The following is a 19,016-nucleotide window of genomic DNA, read 5'->3' on the forward strand; positions in this document are numbered from 1 at the left end:
TTAAAACGTGACCACCTCATTGTTCCGAACTAGGGTATTGAATTTTTTTTCCCAGTTTTCCCCGCCTTTAAGGAACGCCAGTTCCTGGGCCAGATGGACGGGAGTTATTCGTTGATGTCGACCCAGTCCCTGGAGGCAGGACGGACAATTGGTTAATATTTTATGAAACGTTGATGGCCCATTTTCTTGTTGATCGGTTTGCTTTTTCAGAATTTCTTTTTCCAGGGCATTTTTCTTTCGTTCCAGCATGCCATTGGTAATATCCGGCCGGGAAAGTGCCAGGGTACCCGCCTCTGAGCAGCAGTAGGGAACCTGTTGAATGATATTGTCCCTGCAATGCCGCTTTAATACGTCCATGGCCGTGTCCTTTAAAGAATCATGACACGGCTCATGGTACAGGTAATCTTCATGAAACACCAGGGAATCATCCCGTTTGAGCACATAGTCTGAAATATCTTGAACCGCACACTCAAATATGCCGGCTGCATCCATATCATTGAGGGCTTCCATACAGGTGCCGCAACTGACAATACAGGCATCAATGGTCAAATCCTGGAACATGTCCCGTATCTGGCTCAGAACAATGATATTTTCCAGGGTCATCCGGTCATGGTCGGACCGTTTGCCATTGACAAGAAAGGGATACCCGCAGCACAGGTTAGACGGGGGTAAAATCACCCGGGTCTGATTTTCCAGCAACAGAAAAATGGATGCCATGGAGATCTTTGAAAACACCCGTTCACTGCCGCATCCGGGAAAATAAACGACAGTGGCATGCGCCGGTCCTTCCGGTTCCAGAACAACGGCTTGATGATTACCGGTATCCGGTAAAACAGCCCGCAACGGTTTTGCATCCGGTTTCGCCACAGGGGATTGGAGCAGTTGAAACCATCGTTTTTGACCCAGACCCGTGTGTCTTTTCAACGGTGATACCCCCTTTGTTACCGTGCGCTGGACACGGCCCCCCATCCCCAGAAAAGCGGTCCTCAATACCGGATTGAGATGGTTGTTTTTACAGGAAAGAAAGCCCAGGGTAAATCGGGTGCCCAGGGCCGTATGCTTAAATCCCCTGTTTTCAAGTATCTCCCGTTCTTTGATGGCAATGCGGCCGGAATCGATATTGACCGGGCATTCCTTAAAACACTTGTGGCAGATGGTACAATGATCCGCGATCTGTTCAATCTTTTTTAATATCTCAAACCCGGTGGACTGGGTTCTCTGGGTAATGTACAGCAAGGCCTCAATCAACGATCCCAGGGACAGATTTTTATTTCTCGGGTGGAAAAACATATTTTTAGCCGGGTAAAACACCGGACATTTGGGTTTGCACCTGCCGCACCGGACACAATGGGCAATCTCCATGGCCAGGTCTGACAACGACCCGTGGTTTAAAATCCTGGCCTCAAGTTCCAGCAGGTTAAAAGAGGGGGTAAACACTTTTTGAATAATGTCCGGATCAAGCAGCTTGCCAGGATTCATGAGTCCGTTGGGATCAATGCTTTTCCGGTAGTTGGTAAACCGATCGATGCTCGCCTGGTCCAGATATTTAACCTTTGTGATGCCGATGCCGTGTTCGCCGGAAACCACCCCGTTCAATCGAACCGCCTTTTCCATGATGTGGTCGGCCGTTTGATGGGCCCGTTCCATCATCTGGCGGTCATTGGACAGCACCGGTATATTGACATGGACGTTTCCATCACCGGCATGCATATGGGTGGCAATGACAATCAGCCTTGCCTTTGTCTGTTCATAAATCCGGGTCACAATGTCAATGACCAGGGTATAGCCGCGTAAACTGGCAATGACCTCCGTGTAGAAATTTTTCGTATGAATCCCGGCCTCCAACGCATCCCGGGACGCTATCTCCAGTTTTTTCCGGGTACGGTAGGCCAGGTCCTTGGCCTGCCCTACCCGTTTCTGCAGCAGTTCGGGATCTGCCAGGGGCACGGCCGTATCCAGGTAGGCAACAATGTTCAGGATCACCTGGGTCTGGTTGAATTTTTTCTCTTGAAGATTATACTGGTCCACGAACCGTGCAAACTCAGCCAATGCATCAATGGGCAAGACAATGTCTTCATTCAATTTAAATGCGTTGGTATGGGCTGCGATGGCCCCCAGGCGCTTCCTGTCCTGCCAGAACCGCTGGGCCTGGGTCTCGTCCCTGGCCATGGTCAACCCGGTCTTGTCATAGGGGTCGAGAATCGCTTCAAGGGTTTTAGCCCCGGCCTGCAAGCGTTCCTTGTCATTGGACACCATATCCACCAGCAGCACGGCAATCAGCCGGGTGCCCACGGATGTTTTGGTCTTGTACTGGATGGCCTTGACGTATTCTTCATCAAAATGCTCCAAGGCCATCAATGCCGGGTCCTGGTTGGAGAATGCCCGGGAAATATCGGCAATGACTTGTCCTGCCTGGCTCATATCGTTGCCAAAAAACTCAATGCAGCAGGTCTGTTTAAATTGAAATTCAGGATAGAGGATAAACCTGGCAGAAGTGATAATCCCGTCACATCCCTCTTTTTGAAGTCCCAAAAGCCCGTTCAAGGTCTTATTGGTCACATCTTTGCCCAGCCCTTTTTTGCGCAGTTGATCTGCCCGCAAGCCAATGGTCTGAACCAATTGTCCATCAGGAGAATAAATATCAAATACAACCCGATCCCGGGGTAGGGTTTTCCGTAACGGATGGTCGCGCCGCTTAACCGTGTAGGCGATCCCATCGGGCATGGTGATGTTATAGGACAGCACATTATCAATGGCCGTACCAAACAATACCGCTTTTTTCCCACCGGCATTTTCCGACAAATTCCCCCCAATGGTGCAGGCCCAGGCGCTGGTGGGATCTGTGGCAAAGATAAACCCGTTCTTGTTGGCCACGTCAATGGCATCCTGGGTGATCACCCCGGCCCCCAGTGTGATGGCAGCATAGGGAGTGTTGTCTTTTATCCTTTCATGCTCAATGTCGGAGATGTGATTCAACTTTTCCGTATTGATCATGACACAGGAAGGGGTCAGCGGCGTTGCCCCGCCGGTGAGGCCGGTGCCGGCCCCCCGGGGGATGATATGAAAGCCCAATTGTTCAATGATTTTGACAAGCCGTGGCACCTGGGATTCTTTGTCCGGACGCAGCACCGCAACCGGCGTGAACCGTCGCCAGTCCGTGGCATCCGTGGCATGGGCCGTCAGCGTAAACGGATCAACATAAATATTATCGTTGCCAATGATGGGGGACAGCTGTTTTAAGAGCATCTTCTGATCAGACCCGATGGTGTTGATCTTCGTTAACAGCCGATTCATTTCAAACTTACAGCGATCAAGCACCACTAGAACGTCGGCTTGTCTGGCAGTCTGTTCAATGACGGCCAGATCGGTTTCCAGTTCATTGAACAATCGCTTTTTGAGCGTTGGACGTTCCACCAGTTCCTGGAAAAGAAACGGATTTCTCTGGATAACAAACAGATCCCCCATAACCCGGTGAAGGAGTCTGGAGGATCTGCCACTCTCCTGTTTGCGATCAAGGGCCCGAATGACAGTGCACAGCTTAGATCCAAAAAGATGGGTGATAATCTGATCATCGTCGGCCGAGGTGTAGTTATAGGGTATCTTTCTTGTTGGATCCAGCATTTCTACACGATCGGGCTACAATTCAAAGGTTTGCATACTGACCACAAGTTCCAGGTCTGCAATTTCCTTGACCACTTCAGGGGGAACCGGCGTGTCCGTTGTCAGGAAAATAATATTTCTATCCCCGTCATCCTCTCTTCCCACCATCATACGGGATATATTGATATGGTGCTTGCCCAGGGTAACCCCCATTGAACCGATGGATCCGGGTTTGTCCAGATTATGGATCAAGGCCAGGTGTCCCTCGGGAATCACTTCCAGCCGGAATTTATTAATCCGGACAATTCTGGCATCATCTTTGCCGAAAATGGTCCCTTCAAGGATATTGGTCTCTGTTTCTGATACCGTTGTGATGCGGATAAGATTTAAAAAATTCCCTGCTTCCTTGGATGTGGATTCTGAAATTTTAATGCCCATTTCATTGGCCAGGGAAATGGCATTCACCGAATTGACCTCATGTTGAACAAACTGGGTGAGCAAGCCTTTAATCCCGGCAATGGTAACGGGTTTCATATCCAGATCCGGAAATTTGCCAATATATTCGATGTCAATGGACTTGATCCCGCCCTTGGTAATCTGGGCCTGCATGATCCCCATTTTTTCAGATAGATATAGAAAGGGTTTCAGCTGTTTCAGTACTTCACCGGTCACCGAAGGGGCATTCACCGCATTAATAATTGTATCGTGGAGCAGATAGGCAATAATCTGGTTGGCGGCAGCCACGGCCACATTGGTCTGGGCTTCCTTGGTGGAGGCCCCGAGATGGGGAGTGGCAATGACCTGGTCAAGGGTCAGCAAGGGATTGTCTCCGGGAGGTTCTGTGGAAAACACATCCAGGGCAGCCCCGGCCACCTTGCCGGAAACAATGGCATCATACAGGGCAGCCTCATTAATGATCCCGCCCCGGGCACAATTCATGACCATGACACCGTCTTTCATTTTGGCAAAGGCCTCGGCATCCAACAGATCAATGGTGGCATCCATCTTGGGCACATGGATGGTGATATAGTCTGATCGCTGGAACAATTCATCCAGGGTGACATATTCAAACCCTGCTTTTTCAATGTGCTCGGAAGAGATGTTGGGATCAAAGACAATAACTTTCATGCGCAATCCTTTGGCAAGGCTTGCCGCAATGGAGCCGATATTCCCAAACCCGATCACGCCGAACACCTTGTTGCTGATTTCCCGTCCCTGGAGCAGTTTTTTGTCCCATTTCCCTGTTTTCAGGGACTGGGTGCCCCGGGGGATGTTCCGGGTCATTGCCATCATCATGGCAATGGCATGTTCCGCTGTGGTCACGGTATTGCCACCCGGGGTGTTCATTACCACCACACCGTGTTTTGTGGCCTCGTCAATATCCACATTATCAAGACCGATCCCGGCCCTGGCAATTACTTTAAGATTGGTCGCCGCTTCAAGGATCTCTTGGGTAACCTTTGTGGCACTCCGGATGGCCAGCCCGTCATATTGGCCGATAATCTCCTTTAACTCATCCGGGGTCAGCCCGGTTTTCACATCCAGTTCAATGCCGTCCTGGTTTTCAAAAATCTCAATGCCCGCCTGCCCCATATTATCACTGATCAATACTTTCATTACTTGTTCTCCTTTGCAAAAGATTCCATAAATTGAACTAGCGCGGTAATGCTCTCCATGGTGGCGGCATTGTATATGGACGCCCGGCATCCGCCCACAGACCGATGCCCTTTGAGTCCGCCAAGTCCGCTCGCCGTGGCCTGGGCCACAAATAGTTTTTCCAGGTCTTCGCTGGGCAACCGGAACGTGACATTCATCAACGATCTGGAATCCGCCTGGGCCGTGGTGCGGTAAAAGGAACCGGCCTCGATAAAGTCATACAGCAGCCCGGCTTTTTTGATATTGTAAGCTTCCATCTGCGCCAGTCCCCCCATCTGTTCTTCAATCCATTTCAACACCAGATCAATGGTATAGATCCCAAAACAGGGCGGGGTGTTATACATGGAATTTTTAGCGGCATAGGTGTCATACGTCAACATGGAGGGCAGGTCTGCATTGGCCCCTTCCAGCAGGTCCTTCCGGAGGATCACCATGCAGGTCCCGGACGGCCCCAGGTTCTTCTGGGCCCCGGCATAAATCATCCCGAATTTGTCCATATCCAAGGGGCGGGAAAAAATATCCGATGACATGTCACACACAATGGGCACGCCGTTGGTATCGGGAAACTCCTGAAACTGGGTGCCCTTAATGGTATTATTGGACGTCAGGTGAACATATTTGGCGCCCTTAGAAAACGGGATATCCGTTGGAATATAGGAGAAATCCCTGTCTTCCGAAGAGGCCACAACCCGATGGTTCTTTTGTTGAATCTGGGCTTCTTTGATGGCTTTGGTGGACCAGGTGCCGGTATTGACATAATCTGCGATATCATCACCGGACAGAAAATTCATGGGGATCATGGCAAACTGCAGGGATGCCCCGCCCTGTACGAACAGCACATGAAACCGGTCATCCAGTTTCAGCAGCCGTTTTGCCCGGGCAATGGCATCATTGATCACCTCATCAAAATAAGACGACCGGTGACTGATTTCCGTAATGGACATGCCCGAGCCGTTAAAATTTAAAAAAGAGGATTGTATGTCTTCCAGAACCTGTAAAGGTAACGCAGCAGGACCGGCATTGAAATTGAAAATTCGTTGATCTGTCATTTGTTTTTCCTTTAGTCTAAACGGTTGCTCAATTATGCTCTCTGGTTTTATGGAATTCGATCTGGGGCCACTCTTCCATGGCAAATCCCAGCTGATATTCGCTGGTCGTCAAAAAAGTGAGCCATCCTTCAGAATCCAGTGTCAGTCTGGATTCATTTTTCTTTTTAAATGCTTTTAAAATTTTTTCATCCTCACAGCTCACCCACCGGGCAACGGACAAGTCAATGGTTTCATACGCCGCGCTCACATTATATTCGGCTTTCAGCCGTGCCATGGTCACCTCAAACTGCAGCACGCCCACGGCACCAATGATATGCATATTCCCCTGCAACGGCCGAAACACCTGGATGGTGCCCTCTTCTGCCAGCTGAATCAACCCCTTGTTCAACGCCTTTGCCTTTAACGGATCTTTTAAGATCACCCGCCGGAAATGCTCGGGTGCAAAATTGGGAATCCCTAAAAACTTCAAGGGTTCTTTGGTGGTAAACGTATCCCCGATTTTAATGGTGCCATGATTGTGGATCCCGATGATATCACCGGGATAGGCTTCTTCAATATTGTTTCGTTCCTGGGCCATGAAAATGGTGGCATTGGAAATTTTAATGTCTTTGCCGATTCGATGGTGCCGGACCTTCATGCCCTTGGTAAATTTCCCCGAGCAGATCCGGAAAAACGCAATCCGATCCCGGTGCTCCGGGTCCATATTGGCCTGTATTTTAAAGGTGAACCCGGAAAAATCTTGCTCCTGGGGGTCCACATCCCTTGTGGCCGTGGACCGTTTACCGGGTGGGGGGGCGATTTTTACAAAGGCATCCAGCATCTCTTTCACCCCGAAATTATTAATGGCAGACCCAAAAAAAACAGGGGTCTGGGTCCCGTTCAAATACAACTCAAGGTCAAAGGGATCAGATGCACCGTTAATCAAATCAATATCGTCCCTGAGCTGTTGCGCCTGGCTTGGGGATATCAATTCATCCAGTCGTGTATCCGACAGATCATCAATCAACACCCCGTCATCATCCCGGGGCGTGTACCCGGGTGAAAAAACGCCCAGTTCTTTTCGTTCAAGGTTATACACCCCCTTAAACCGCTTGCCCATGCCAATGGGCCAGCTCAACGGAACACACTCAATCTGCAGCTTGTCTTCAATGTCTTCAAAAATATCCAGGGGCTCAAGGCCTTCCCGGTCCAGTTTATTAATAAAGGTAATAATGGGCGTATTGCGCATGCGGCAGACTTCCATCAATTTCTGGGTCTGGGGCTCCACCCCCTTGGCATTGTCAATGATCATGACCGCACAGTCCACCGCCGTCAGTACCCGGTAGGTATCTTCAGAAAAATCCTTATGCCCCGGCGTATCCAGAAGATTGATCTCATACCCTTTATAGGCAAACTTCATCACAGAAGACGACACACTGATCCCTCTCTCCTGTTCAATGGACAGAAAATCACTGGTGGCCGCCCGGGCAATTTTTCTGGACTTCACGGCCCCGGCCTGCTGGATAGCACCGCCAAACAATAATAATTTTTCTGTCAACGTTGTCTTACCGGCATCTGGATGGCTGATAATGGCAAAGGTTCTGCGTTTCGTAATTTCCTTTAAAAGGGTTCTATCTATTTGTTGTGAATTCATAAATCAAAGAATGCCTTATAATTAAATTTTAAGCATGGAAATTTAACAGTATTTTTTATATTTATCAACAAAAAAATACTCGATCATAACAAATTTTTAATAATTTCAAATCATTAGGTTGGAGGAAGTGATTGGTTTTTTCCGCAATTAACCATGCTCACACATTATTTACTCTACTTTCGGTCTTTAGCTTTAGTGGACGGGGTCAGGCTTTTCTTATTGTATTTTTTATCACTATTTCACGACCAGGCAGTTAAAAAATGCAATAAGGAAAGCCTGACCCCATATAAAAATGACCAGCTCCGAAAGTTGAGTTAATTATCTTCAGGTTGTTTCTTGTTTTTTTGTCTCTTTCTTAACTTAAAAAAATCATAAATCCCCCAGGGAAGCAAAATAGCACTTAATACCTTGTTGAAAGTTGCATGGGCAAGCATCTCAGGATCAGTGGTCAGCCAACCGTCCCAGAAACACCACAACCCAAACCCGAACAATAAAATAGTAAAAATATAGGGGCTCATTTGCGGCGGAGAAGGTGTGTTTTTTTCTTTTTTCATGTTATCCTCAGGTTCACTATCCTTTGTATTTGTTCCAAGTGGTTCAACATGATGGATCACAAAATCATGATATCCTGAATACCATCAACAGGCATAGGGATCAATGATTTTCAGCAATTCTCATTAAATCTATAACTAAACCGGGTCAGGCTTGTGTTATTGTGCTTTTGACCAAAGCCTGAACAATTAAGGGCAGACATCGACAAAAGTGTCAATAACGCAAGCCTGACCCATTGTCCGTAATATCCCGGCCTTTGTAATTTTTTTTCCAAAAAAATTTTTTCATCCCAGGAGATATCATCCCCTCTATTGAATTTCACAAGATGACCGTCCGAACTACCACACTTTTCCATATATCTGGCTGTCTGCGTAAGCCCTTGCTAAATAGTTTTTTCAAGGCTTTATATGAAAGTAGTGCGTTATGAATTTTGAGTAGTGAGAAGTTATGCCTCCCTCAATACTCATTACTCACCTCTCATAACTTTCATGTTTTGTTGTGTCCGTCAGGGCATGGGCGTTATATAAAATCTTTAGTTCTATAATGCTTTTCTGAATATCACGATCCCCTTTGTTCCAGCAGATCACAAGCAGATCGGTACGCATCCTGCTAAGGCCACATTCACACTCAATTCTTCCCCCGGAATTTACTATCCGTTGAAGAAAAGCCCTGCCTGGCAGCTTCCACATTATACGAATTGTCGTTATGGAAAAAACTCATGCAATCTATGTAATATTTTTCATAATATTGTGAACTCTTTTGCTCATTTCACCTTATAATAAAATCGTTCATTATGATTTATGATGAATCACGGGGATAAATTTTCCATTCAATACCTTTATTTTAAAATGTTTTCCACCAATCAACAATATAAACAGATATTATTTTTTTATATTTTTCTACCATGGCATTATGGTTGCATAGGTATTAAACTTTAAAAGCAAATGAGTATATTTAAAATTATTATTGAAAAGGAGGTGATTAAAAAAATACAGAAACAAAAGGCTTAGGTGAAATTTGGTGATGATCTCTAATTAAGTAAGGTGTCACCAAAAATACAGACTATTTAAATTATAAGGAGATGTAAAAATGAAAAAACTTTTATTAATCTTATCCATCACGTTTTTATTAGTGTTTGGAATCGCCATTGGTGCACAGGCAGTCCCCTATATGTTGCCGAGTAAAACGCCTATTACATTCCAGTTTGGCAACCTGGAACAAATTGATGTTTCCGGAGCTAACAGCATAACGGTCCCAGGTAGCATCGGTTTGGGCCTTGATGGCCAGACTGACGGCAACTGGGGGGTTTTTAACATGACCAGCATACAATCATCAGGCGTGGCGACACCTAATTGGGATTTAGGCACAGGCCCCGTCATTTGGTCCGACGATGGCGTTGGTGGTACCGAAGGTCAAATTTATGGTGTATTCTACGACATTCGAATAACGTCGGGTACCACTGCCTCGGGAGGTGTCATGGATCTTTACTGGCAGGATGCGGGAAGCGACTTCATCACCGCAGCGGATATGGCAGGAAGTGGTAATGCTCGCCCTGATGCCGCTACTGTCGCGAACTTCACAAGTGGCACCTTACTGGCTCGTCTCAACTTAGTGCCAGGTAGAATCGATAATGATAATGTTAACTCGCTCGTTTCTGTTATTGGTAATGTCTTTAATGCTATTAATGGCACTGCGGAAGCTTTGGCCCAAGTCGACGAAAGTGTGACAGGCGCTTGGACGGATATTCTTAACGGCAACTGGTTCTGGGCAGAACTGGATGGTGGTGTCGATGATCCGGGTAGCTCGCTTGCTAATCCGAGTGAGCGGCTCGACGTTCGTCTAAGAACCAATTACTCTGAGCTTCCGAGTTGGGATGATCCTAATAATCAAATTATTTTGGGGGCATTAAGCACCGATCCTGGTAAAACATACACCGCCGCCATCCCCGAGCCCACCACCATGCTCCTTCTGGGATTAGGCCTGCTCGGGTTTGCGGGCATTAGCCGACGCAAGATGGATTCGTAAGCTCAAGACCAACTCAAACACTATGAACTAGGAAAAGGCGTATGGTCAGCCATACGCCTTTTCTAACATGGATGTAATGGATGTGAAGGAATGGTATGTAGATTAGGAACTGGGGTGATGAAAAGTTGAAAAGTTGAAAAGATGCTTTTGAATAGAGTTCCCATAATTATTCCCTCTCAAAAAATGATTTACGAGCATTTTTACAATCACCAACCTCCTGCATCGCAGGAGGTATGATGAAGAAGCCCCCTCGAAGGGGGCATTGTTGTAGGAAAGCCCCTAAGGGGCTATTTAAACGTTAGTGTTTCTGATCTTGCCCTCTAATATATTTTCTTATGGTTTCCTCATCGAGCCCTACCGTGCTGGCACAATAGCCCTTTGCCCAAAAACTCAACCCAGTCATTTTTTTGGTCCCAAGTAGCTCTCGATGAATCCGTATGGCGCTTTTGCCCTTAATGAATCCAATTGTATTGGAACCACTGTACTTTGGAGGTATGCTCAGACAAAGGCGAACATGATCTCGCATGGCATGCCCTTCATGAAGTTCTACTCCCTTCTGACGACAAAGATCCCGGATGATGCCTCCTATTTTCCTTCTCAATTTTCCTTATATGGTTTGGTGCCTGTACTTTGTTACAAAGACCACATGGTAGTCCCATTTTACATGTGATAATTATTGCCAATCTCTCATAGGTTCTTCCTCTTGCTCCTTTAGGGGCTTTCCAGGGGAAGAACCTTTACCACACTTTTCTCTCGCCGGAACGGTTGAACCTGGGGTGATGAAAATTCCCATAGTTAAAACACGAATTTTTGTTCCTTTTTTTGTTCCTGTTCTTTGATCCAATCATTTACCTGCATTCTTTTAGCCTGGACTGATTTGCCAATATTATCTTTGAACCATTCGTGGATTTTCTTTGTGGGTACTGTTTCCAACGCCTTGTGAACAACCTCTGTTGTGGTTTTCGAAACAATGGTAGCAAGACTTAAAATAAAAACGGTGAATCCACTTTTTGCCTGATCATGTTCAAGCCGTTTCATTTTTCCAAAAACGGATTCTATGATTTCTGATGTACCAAGCAGTCTTTCATCTTTGCCGGCTTTTTTTGATTCTTGCTCAACAAAATCAAGCAACTCTGTTCTTATCCGCATGGCCCTGAACGTTTTGCCCTTAAATGTTGGAAGCATCATCAAATCAACATGGCAATTACGGTAGATCCCTTGAAACTTAATAAAGGATTCAGCCTCTTTGACAATACGGATAAGTTCCTTCCATTCTACAAGGTCTCTTCTGAAATTGGTCAACCACCCCAATTTGTGGGTTATATGATTTCTTGAACATTCAAGACCTGAAAAACCATCGGGACTATCCAGTAAACAAAGCTTATCCAAACCCCATTTAACCAAGGGTTCTACATTCATATATCGGGCCTTACTCCTTTGATTTGGAGGTGCGATGGCCGCCAGTTGCGTTTGCTGCACTTTTTTTCGTGTGCTTGTTGCAAGTCTGGTAAATGCATTCCACTTATCATCGGTACTTAGTTCCCGTTTTAATACTGTGGCAGCCTTATGGGTAATATCATACACAAAGACTGTATCGGTAAATTTTTGACAGAATCGTTCGATTCCAGATTTGACATCTGTTCCATGATCACTGATAATCTGTTTTGGAACACCTGTTTTCGAGATCGTTTCTTGAAGTTGTTCATAAACCACATCACCATTTGATTTGGTTACGGGAAACAATGCTAAGGGCTCAACATCTTCATGACAAAGAATAGTTTCGGCATCCGGGAGTTGGCTTTGCCTGATTCCCAATATTGCCAGACATTTTTCTTTGCCCCATTGAACCGAATGGTCGACAATCCATATCCAGTCATCGGCTATCTCTTTTGCCCGGTTAAGTTTGTAGTAACCGAGACGTAAAAACCAAATACGCCCTGAATACCATGAGGGTGCCGTGTAATTAATGTTCAAAAATGTGGATAATAATAGTAAGGTCCGTTCCGCTCCTCTTAAGCTTGTACAGGCATTAAGGACCAGGGAAATAAACAAATATGCATGACCGGAAGAAAAGGTATGAAAGCTCGGTTTTTTTTCAAACTGTCTTAGGGATTCCGTATTTCCCGGAATCAAAGATTTTTTTTAACCGATCTATTTCAGCCAACAATTTTTTTTCTTTATCCTTCATTTGCTGAACCTCAATCTCAAGATTTCTTGAACGTTTCTTGAATTCTCTTTTGTTTTGCTCTAAATATTTAACTCTTTTGCGGAGCAGTTTGATTTGGTATTTTGCATCTTTTGCTTTGATTTTCCACTTGTCTCTACTGCTTTCAAAAAATCTAATCAGCTTCCACTTTGGACTTTTGTATTCTTTTTCTGCTATGTCCGATTTTAGCTCTGGAGTATCCATCATATTTCCTCATATTATAGGGACCTACTGTCCTCCTAACATAAAGAGATGAAGCTGTCTATAAAATTTTATTATGATTTTAAAAATGATCGTAAATCACTTTTTTGAAGGGAATAATTATGGAAACTTTATTCAAAAGCATTTTTTCGGCTTTTCAACTGATTTTCATCACCCCAGGTTGAACCTTTTAGGGTCGCTCGGGCAGAGCCCGAGATTTAATTTAAAGCAATTAGTGTTCCCATTAAAGATATCTGGGTATATCCCATTGATAAAAATTTTAAAGCTTTGCTGAAAACTTGACTCATGAATGACTAAGCCGAATATTTACCTTTTTTTTGTTCTGAATTCCTGATATGAAGATCATATTCGATCAATTTTAAAATGGAAATGGACTTGACGCATGCCCTATACACAGATACTTTTCCCCCGCACACAGGCAATCAGCCTCTTCAGTTTGGTTCCAACCCTGGCCATTATATTTGCGATAAACCACTCACTGGCCATCCTGTTTATCCTACTCATTCTCTGGTTTTTCCTGTTCAGGCCCTTTGACAGGACGGAAATCCTCATGTTCATTATTGGCTCTTTGTTTATTGTAGGACAAAATTATTCTGTCCTAAAAAGCGGGGGCTTTTCATTCACACACAAGGACTTTCTTCTCATGCCCTATTATGAACCTTTCATGTGGGGGTTCTATTACCTGCACATAAAACGATTTATCAACGAACCGAGTGAATCCAAAAAATTGGAAATAAAAGCAATTTTGGGTTTGTTGATAACGGGCGCTTGTTTTTCTATTTTCGCCCAGAATTCAAACCTGTTGACCATTTTCAGTTTTTTAACCACTGCTGTGCTTTTGACAATGTTCCATGAGCGCTATGATCTGTATTATGCCGGTTATGCATTGGTTCTTGGATTCATCATCGAAGTGTTTGGCGTTTTTTCCGGGAACTGGTGGTATCCGGATCCGGACATGCTGGGAATTCCCTACTGGTTCATCACCATGTGGATCAGCGTTGGCCTCCTGGCCCGTAGATTTCTCATCCCCTTTACGGAATGGCTGAGCAAAAAGATTGTTTGATTTTTTTACAGGGGCTATAACAAAATTATGATCAAAACTGTTAATAAACTCTATGGAATTTTGGATCTCCTGATCCCCGAGCTGATGTGCCGGACGCAACTTCAAAGGAAACCTGAACCGGATCTCCTGATGGAAAGAGAAGAGAATGTCAAATTTTTTCACAACCAGGGAAAAATGGATGGTCCGCTTATTCCTATCTATCACTTTAATGCCCTTGCAACAAGCCGTCTTGTCCCATTGAACGGCACTGTGCTTGACCTGGGATCAGGTTCCGGCCAATACCTCGTCTATCTGGCAAATTTAAGAAAAGATATTACAATAATTGGGCTGGAACTCTCCGAAGAAATGATAAAAATCGGGAATGCGGCAATTGAAGCCGCGGGTCTTGACGATAGGATAACGCTTTCTATTGGAGACATGACAAGTTTCAACAGTTTGATCCCGTCCAATGTTGATGTCATCAGTTCAATCTTTGCATTCCATCATCTCCCCTCAATCCAGTATCTGAAAAAATGTTTAAATGAATTGTCTGCTGCCCATCATCAATATAATTGTTCCATCTGGGCCTTTGATCATGTTCGACCGAAGCTTAAACGCACCGCCGTTAACTTTCCGGAAGTCTTTACACCAAAGTCACCTGAAAAATTCAAACGCGACTCGACAAATTCATTGATAGCTTCCTTTTCTTTTGCGGAACTCAGCAGTTACCTGGATCATCTTTTCGGAAAAAAGGTATTTCACTCATGCTCCAGGCTTATGAAGCTGTATCAGGTTCATTTGATTGAATCGGATAAAATCATGGACAATAAAATTTCTAAAATATCATCTGCCTCGCTATCCGGAATAACCTTAAAAGACTACCAGATGTTCAGATGGATGTTTGGTTCCGTTCCGATTGACCGTGATCCCCTTTAAAAATTATCAAACAAACCTGAGATCATTATAGAAGACACTGATTGGCCAAGAGAGCAATTCTTTACGAATATTCGTTTTTTCAAACAAATCATCTCAAAGAATATCTTTTCGGTGAAAAGATTCCGTTTGGATCAAGTGACTCTTTTATTTTCCCGGCAACCTTCCAGAAAACATCATCCGCATCAACGATATCATCCATGGATTGCACCCCGAATCTGTAGGGGATATAGCCATTTTTCATGCAGGCCTTAAGCGCCTTTTTATGGCATTCGATCGCTCGATTTGTCTCCTGTTCATCTGCTTTATCATATAAAATTGGCAGTGTGCAGTCAAAGGCCCTGGCCGTCACAGCGGTAAATGTAATACAGACCTCAAATCCATATTCATTCAAAATGGGTGTAATAATCGATATATAATCTTCGGCATCCTCTTTCGTTAACGGAACCACGGGTGCCAGCCAGATGATCCCGCAATTGTCCCGGGCAGGATTAATATTTGCTTCGGGCATTTCTTTTTTTGACCGCCAATAGGGTGTCGGCAGAGACACCTCACCGGGTTTGCCTTTCATCAAATCCAGGGAAGGCCTGAGCACCTTTATCAGCTCTTTGATATCCATACCGATCATTCGCCCGATGGGTCCCATAATCCACTGGTATTTTTCAACCAGGTTCAATAATTGTTCTGAAACAAAATTTATCCGTTTTGTTTTGCCACGCAAAACCCGTTTGATCACTTTTTTTGAGGCCAAGACTTCTTCCCGGGTGCCATACAGTGCCACCACCCCATTCCATTCACAGATATCCCTTTGCTTTGCTATCTGCCTGCTGATACTATCATCCAACGGTATCCTCTGGTTCATCTCATCCCAGGGATATGGCATCATCAAGGTCAGAATTCGGTTTCTATGCATTATATTGATGGACCCTTTCACCACCTGATTCAAAAGAAGCCATCTTGTGGCCGCTACAAATTCACCCAGGGCATCTTTTTCATCACTTCCAAAAAAACACACTTCAAAATGTTCAGGTTCCGGCATTAACCAGACACCGATACTGATTACAATCCCCAAATTTGACTGTGTAAACATACCGTCAAGGTATGGCCCTGTGCCATACTTGAAAACCCGGGTTACTTTTGAATTCGAAAAATGACCAAAACCGGTTCTTAATATCTCCCCGTCTGCCAGAACAATCTCCATTCCACAGGCAGCATTGAAATGGTCTCCATAGGGTGTAATGCCATACCCCCGTTCCAGGGTGTTCCCCAAAACACTGCAACTGGGTCCGGAGCCTGTAGGGTCCATTATTAATCCGGTTTTTTTCTCTTTCAGATAGGTATATAACTGCTCCTGGGTCACACCAGGTTCTATCACGGCATAGGCAAGCTCTGTATTGACCTCAATAATCCGGTTCAGTCTACCCAGGTCAAGGATGACATTATTGTCTTTCACGGGAATAGCCGAACCATACCCCCAATTGTTGCCCGTACTAATCGGATAAAGGGCTATATGGTTCTGATTGGCAATTTTAAGGATTTCACAAATTTCTTCTTTATTCCCGGGTTTTAAAACTGCATCAATACGCCTTTTTTCCGGGATAGTGGTACAATGGTATCTTTTTAGTCCTTCAACTTCTGTTATGATGTTTTCACTGCCAATCACATTTTTAAATAAGTCGACTTTTAAATTCATATGTATATTCCCCAAAAGTTAAACATGTAATTTACAAAATCAAAAAAGAACCTACCACAGAAAAAGTTATTTTTTAAACAAAAAAATAGCAGGGAGCCACACTAAATCTCCCACAACTGCCGTCAGCATAATGATGGTGGTTAATATTCCAAACTGAAGTGTTGGGACAAAACTGCTGAACCCAAGGATTAAAAACCCCATGGAAAGAATAAGGGTCGTCGCAATAATTGCCCTGCCCTTTCCTAGGATGGCTGTTTGAACTGAATCAACCACTGACTTTCGTTTTTCCCGCTGTAACCGGTACGCCGAAATAAAATGGACGGTATCATCAACAACAATACCCAGGGCTACGGCAGAGATAAGAGAGGTGGCTGTATTCAACGGGATCTGACAAGCGCCCATTATGCCGAAATTGATGATCAGTGGAAATAAGTTGGGCATAAAACAGATGATGCCTAAAAGGAACGACCTGAAAACGACAAACATGCAAAGACCAATGATCAATGACGCAAGGACAAGACTGGTTACTTGACCCCTTACAAGGGAATCAATGATACCCACTTCTTGAATCGCTTTGCCCGTCAGTCTGATGTCAATATCCGTTTCTAAAAAAGAGGTCTCTATATAGTTTTTTATGGTATTGATAAGGTGTCGCTTTTGTGAAGAACTTCGGGTAGAAAGGCGGGCTGAAATTCTTGCCTGGTCATATGACACATTCACAAAATCTTCAATATCCTCTGAATCGTACAAAAGCAAATACTGTGATATCAGCTGCCGTTTGTCTGGAAGGGTGTAATACGCATGATTTTCGTTATGAAACGATTCATTCATATCTTTCATAAAATCGACCAGAGAACAGGTAACATCAACGTCTTCCAGAGAATCAAGATAGTTCTGCACGGCTTCTATAATTTTTAAATTGGCCGGTTCTTTAAACGCATCCAATTCTTTGGATGAGAATGCTATGTCCAGAGAACCGACACCACTCATTTTTCTTTCTACAAAATCAAAGGATGCTCGAACCGGACTTTCTTTTTTAAAATATTTCACAAAATCAGTCTCAACATCTATTTTTTTTGCAAATATAACGGAAATCACACAAATCATACCCCCTACAATCACAATCTGTTTGGAATGAGCTTGAACCTTTTTGCCAAGATTTGATAAAAAAATGCTTAGACCGCTGCCGTCACTATCAATTGTGAAAATTTTATCCGAACTGAAAAAAAAGAAAAGCGGCGGTAAAAACAGAAAAGAAAAAAAGAATTCAAACAGCATTCCACAACTTGAAACAAAACCAAAATTCCTTATGGGTGCAAGTTCACTGGTCATAAGGGATGCAAACCCCACAGCAGTCGTAAGGGTCGTTAAAAAACAGGGTGCAAACACATCAGATAAGACCGAAAATAAAGCATCTTTTTTATGGGGGTATAACTTCAACCGTTTCTTTTCCAGGTGGGAAAAAATATGCACGGTATCAGAAAGGGCCAAGGCCATTATTAATGGGGGAATGATGGCCGTTACATTGTTAAGGGTAATGCCACAGATGGCCAAAAGCCCCATGGTTGAACCAAGGCAGATTGAGATATTTAAAACCGCAATCGCGGTTAATCGGATATTTCTAAAAAAAATCCATATAAAAATCGTTATGAAAACATACGTCACTGGAATGAAAACCGCAGTGTCTTTTTCCATGTACAAGCTGATATCGTTATTCAGTGTTGTGGAACCGGCCAGGTAAAACGCTATCTTTTGATTGCGGTATGTATCAAGTACCGCATTTGTTTTTCGTATTAATTTTTTCCGATATTCTGCATCATCGGGTCTATCATATGTATAGACGATAATCGCGGCTATTTTGGCATCAGGGGAGATGAGATTTGACACATAGAGTTTGTTCGAAACGGCTTTCTTTTTTAGGGTATTGAGCTTTTCTGGACTTATTGGAATTTCATCAAGAAATCTGCTGACTTCAAAATAGTCTTCACTTCCCTTTAGATCCTCTATATTGGCTAAACTTTTTACCTCTCTTACTTCTTGGAGTAATTCCAGGTCATCGGTGATGTTCAAAAGCATCGTCAAGGTTTCTGTTGAAAATATGGTATCCGCTTCAAAAGCTATCACAAAAAATTCATCATTTCCAAATGTCATTTTAAACTTGTCATAAAAAATAGAATCCGGGTGGTCATGAAGCTTGAATTCATCAATACTGCTCACTGTTTTTATTTTTGGGACATGTACAAGAAGCGGAATAAAGACGGCTAAGGAAATAAGCAGCGATAGAATGTGATGGTGGGTAATGAAGGTTAATATGGCTGTTTTAACAGAACGCATGGTGATTCATTGGGATCATTAAATTTTATCTCAAATTCCTGCAATAAGTTTCTTGACAAAAAAGAAAAAAA

General features: G+C 44.1%; 12 protein-coding genes and 1 pseudogene. 3 read left to right on the plus strand and 10 right to left on the minus strand.

The features are described from left to right. From Q1Q15_RS08735 to Q1Q15_RS08755, 5 genes are all read right to left on the minus strand, one after another. Positions 1 to 3,621, minus strand: a complete 3,621-nt coding sequence (locus Q1Q15_RS08735) for a DUF3683 domain-containing protein (RefSeq protein WP_300458561.1) — start codon at positions 3,619 to 3,621, stop codon at positions 1 to 3. A gap of 15 nt (positions 3,622 to 3,636) precedes the next feature. Then, on the minus strand, positions 3,637 to 5,217 hold the full coding sequence (gene serA, locus Q1Q15_RS08740) for a phosphoglycerate dehydrogenase (protein WP_300458562.1): 1,581 nt from the start codon (positions 5,215 to 5,217) through the stop codon (positions 3,637 to 3,639). Then, positions 5,217 to 6,305 carry a 3-phosphoserine/phosphohydroxythreonine transaminase gene (gene serC / locus Q1Q15_RS08745; protein ID WP_300458564.1) on the minus strand — a complete coding sequence of 363 codons (1,089 nt, stop codon included), beginning with the start codon at positions 6,303 to 6,305 and terminating at the stop codon, positions 5,217 to 5,219. The genes serA and serC overlap by 1 nt, the downstream gene beginning before the upstream one ends. A gap of 28 nt (positions 6,306 to 6,333) precedes the next feature. After that, positions 6,334 to 7,938, minus strand: a complete 1,605-nt coding sequence (locus tag Q1Q15_RS08750; protein ID WP_300458567.1) for a peptide chain release factor 3 — start codon at positions 7,936 to 7,938, stop codon at positions 6,334 to 6,336. Positions 7,939 to 8,252: 314 nt separating this feature from the next. Beyond that, positions 8,253 to 8,492 (minus strand): hypothetical protein, encoded by a 240-nt coding sequence (locus Q1Q15_RS08755; RefSeq protein WP_300458569.1) that lies wholly within the window; start codon positions 8,490 to 8,492, stop codon positions 8,253 to 8,255. A 1,087-nt stretch (positions 8,493 to 9,579) separates the two neighbouring features. Between Q1Q15_RS08755 and Q1Q15_RS08760 the strand changes: the two genes are divergently transcribed. Next, positions 9,580 to 10,515: a PEP-CTERM sorting domain-containing protein gene (locus tag Q1Q15_RS08760; RefSeq protein ID WP_300458570.1), complete on the plus strand. Its 936-nt coding sequence runs from the start codon at positions 9,580 to 9,582 to the stop codon at positions 10,513 to 10,515. Positions 10,516 to 10,813: 298 nt separating this feature from the next. On the opposite strand, the pseudogene tnpA reads toward Q1Q15_RS08760, so the two are convergent. The 3 genes and pseudogenes from tnpA to Q1Q15_RS08775 form a co-directional block, all read right to left on the minus strand. After that, positions 10,814 to 11,161: pseudogene (gene tnpA / locus Q1Q15_RS08765) on the minus strand (IS200/IS605 family transposase). A gap of 149 nt (positions 11,162 to 11,310) precedes the next feature. Next, positions 11,311 to 12,567, minus strand: a complete 1,257-nt coding sequence (locus Q1Q15_RS08770; RefSeq protein ID WP_300458573.1) for a hypothetical protein — start codon at positions 12,565 to 12,567, stop codon at positions 11,311 to 11,313. 43 nt (positions 12,568 to 12,610) lie between these two features. Continuing rightward, on the minus strand, positions 12,611 to 12,928 hold the full coding sequence (locus Q1Q15_RS08775; protein WP_300458575.1) for a hypothetical protein: 318 nt from the start codon (positions 12,926 to 12,928) through the stop codon (positions 12,611 to 12,613). 397 nt (positions 12,929 to 13,325) lie between these two features. Between Q1Q15_RS08775 and Q1Q15_RS08780 the strand changes: the two genes are divergently transcribed. After that, positions 13,326 to 14,006: a hypothetical protein gene (locus Q1Q15_RS08780; protein WP_300458577.1), complete on the plus strand. Its 681-nt coding sequence runs from the start codon at positions 13,326 to 13,328 to the stop codon at positions 14,004 to 14,006. 27 nt (positions 14,007 to 14,033) lie between these two features. Continuing rightward, a complete protein-coding gene (locus Q1Q15_RS08785; RefSeq protein WP_300458579.1) occupies positions 14,034 to 14,921 on the plus strand; it encodes a class I SAM-dependent methyltransferase in 888 nt (295 codons plus the stop codon). Positions 14,922 to 15,009: 88 nt separating this feature from the next. Here Q1Q15_RS08785 and Q1Q15_RS08790 read toward each other — a convergent pair whose 3' ends face one another. Together Q1Q15_RS08790 and Q1Q15_RS08795 are read right to left on the minus strand one after the other, a co-directional pair. After that, on the minus strand, positions 15,010 to 16,611 hold the full coding sequence (locus Q1Q15_RS08790) for an FAD-binding oxidoreductase (protein ID WP_300458582.1): 1,602 nt from the start codon (positions 16,609 to 16,611) through the stop codon (positions 15,010 to 15,012). A gap of 66 nt (positions 16,612 to 16,677) precedes the next feature. Then, positions 16,678 to 18,945 carry an MMPL family transporter gene (locus tag Q1Q15_RS08795; protein WP_300458583.1) on the minus strand — a complete coding sequence of 756 codons (2,268 nt, stop codon included), beginning with the start codon at positions 18,943 to 18,945 and terminating at the stop codon, positions 16,678 to 16,680. Positions 18,946 to 19,016: the final 71 nt, after the last annotated feature.

Source organism: Desulfobacula sp., assembly GCF_030145145.1.
Lineage (GTDB): Bacteria > Desulfobacterota > Desulfobacteria > Desulfobacterales > Desulfobacteraceae > Desulfobacula.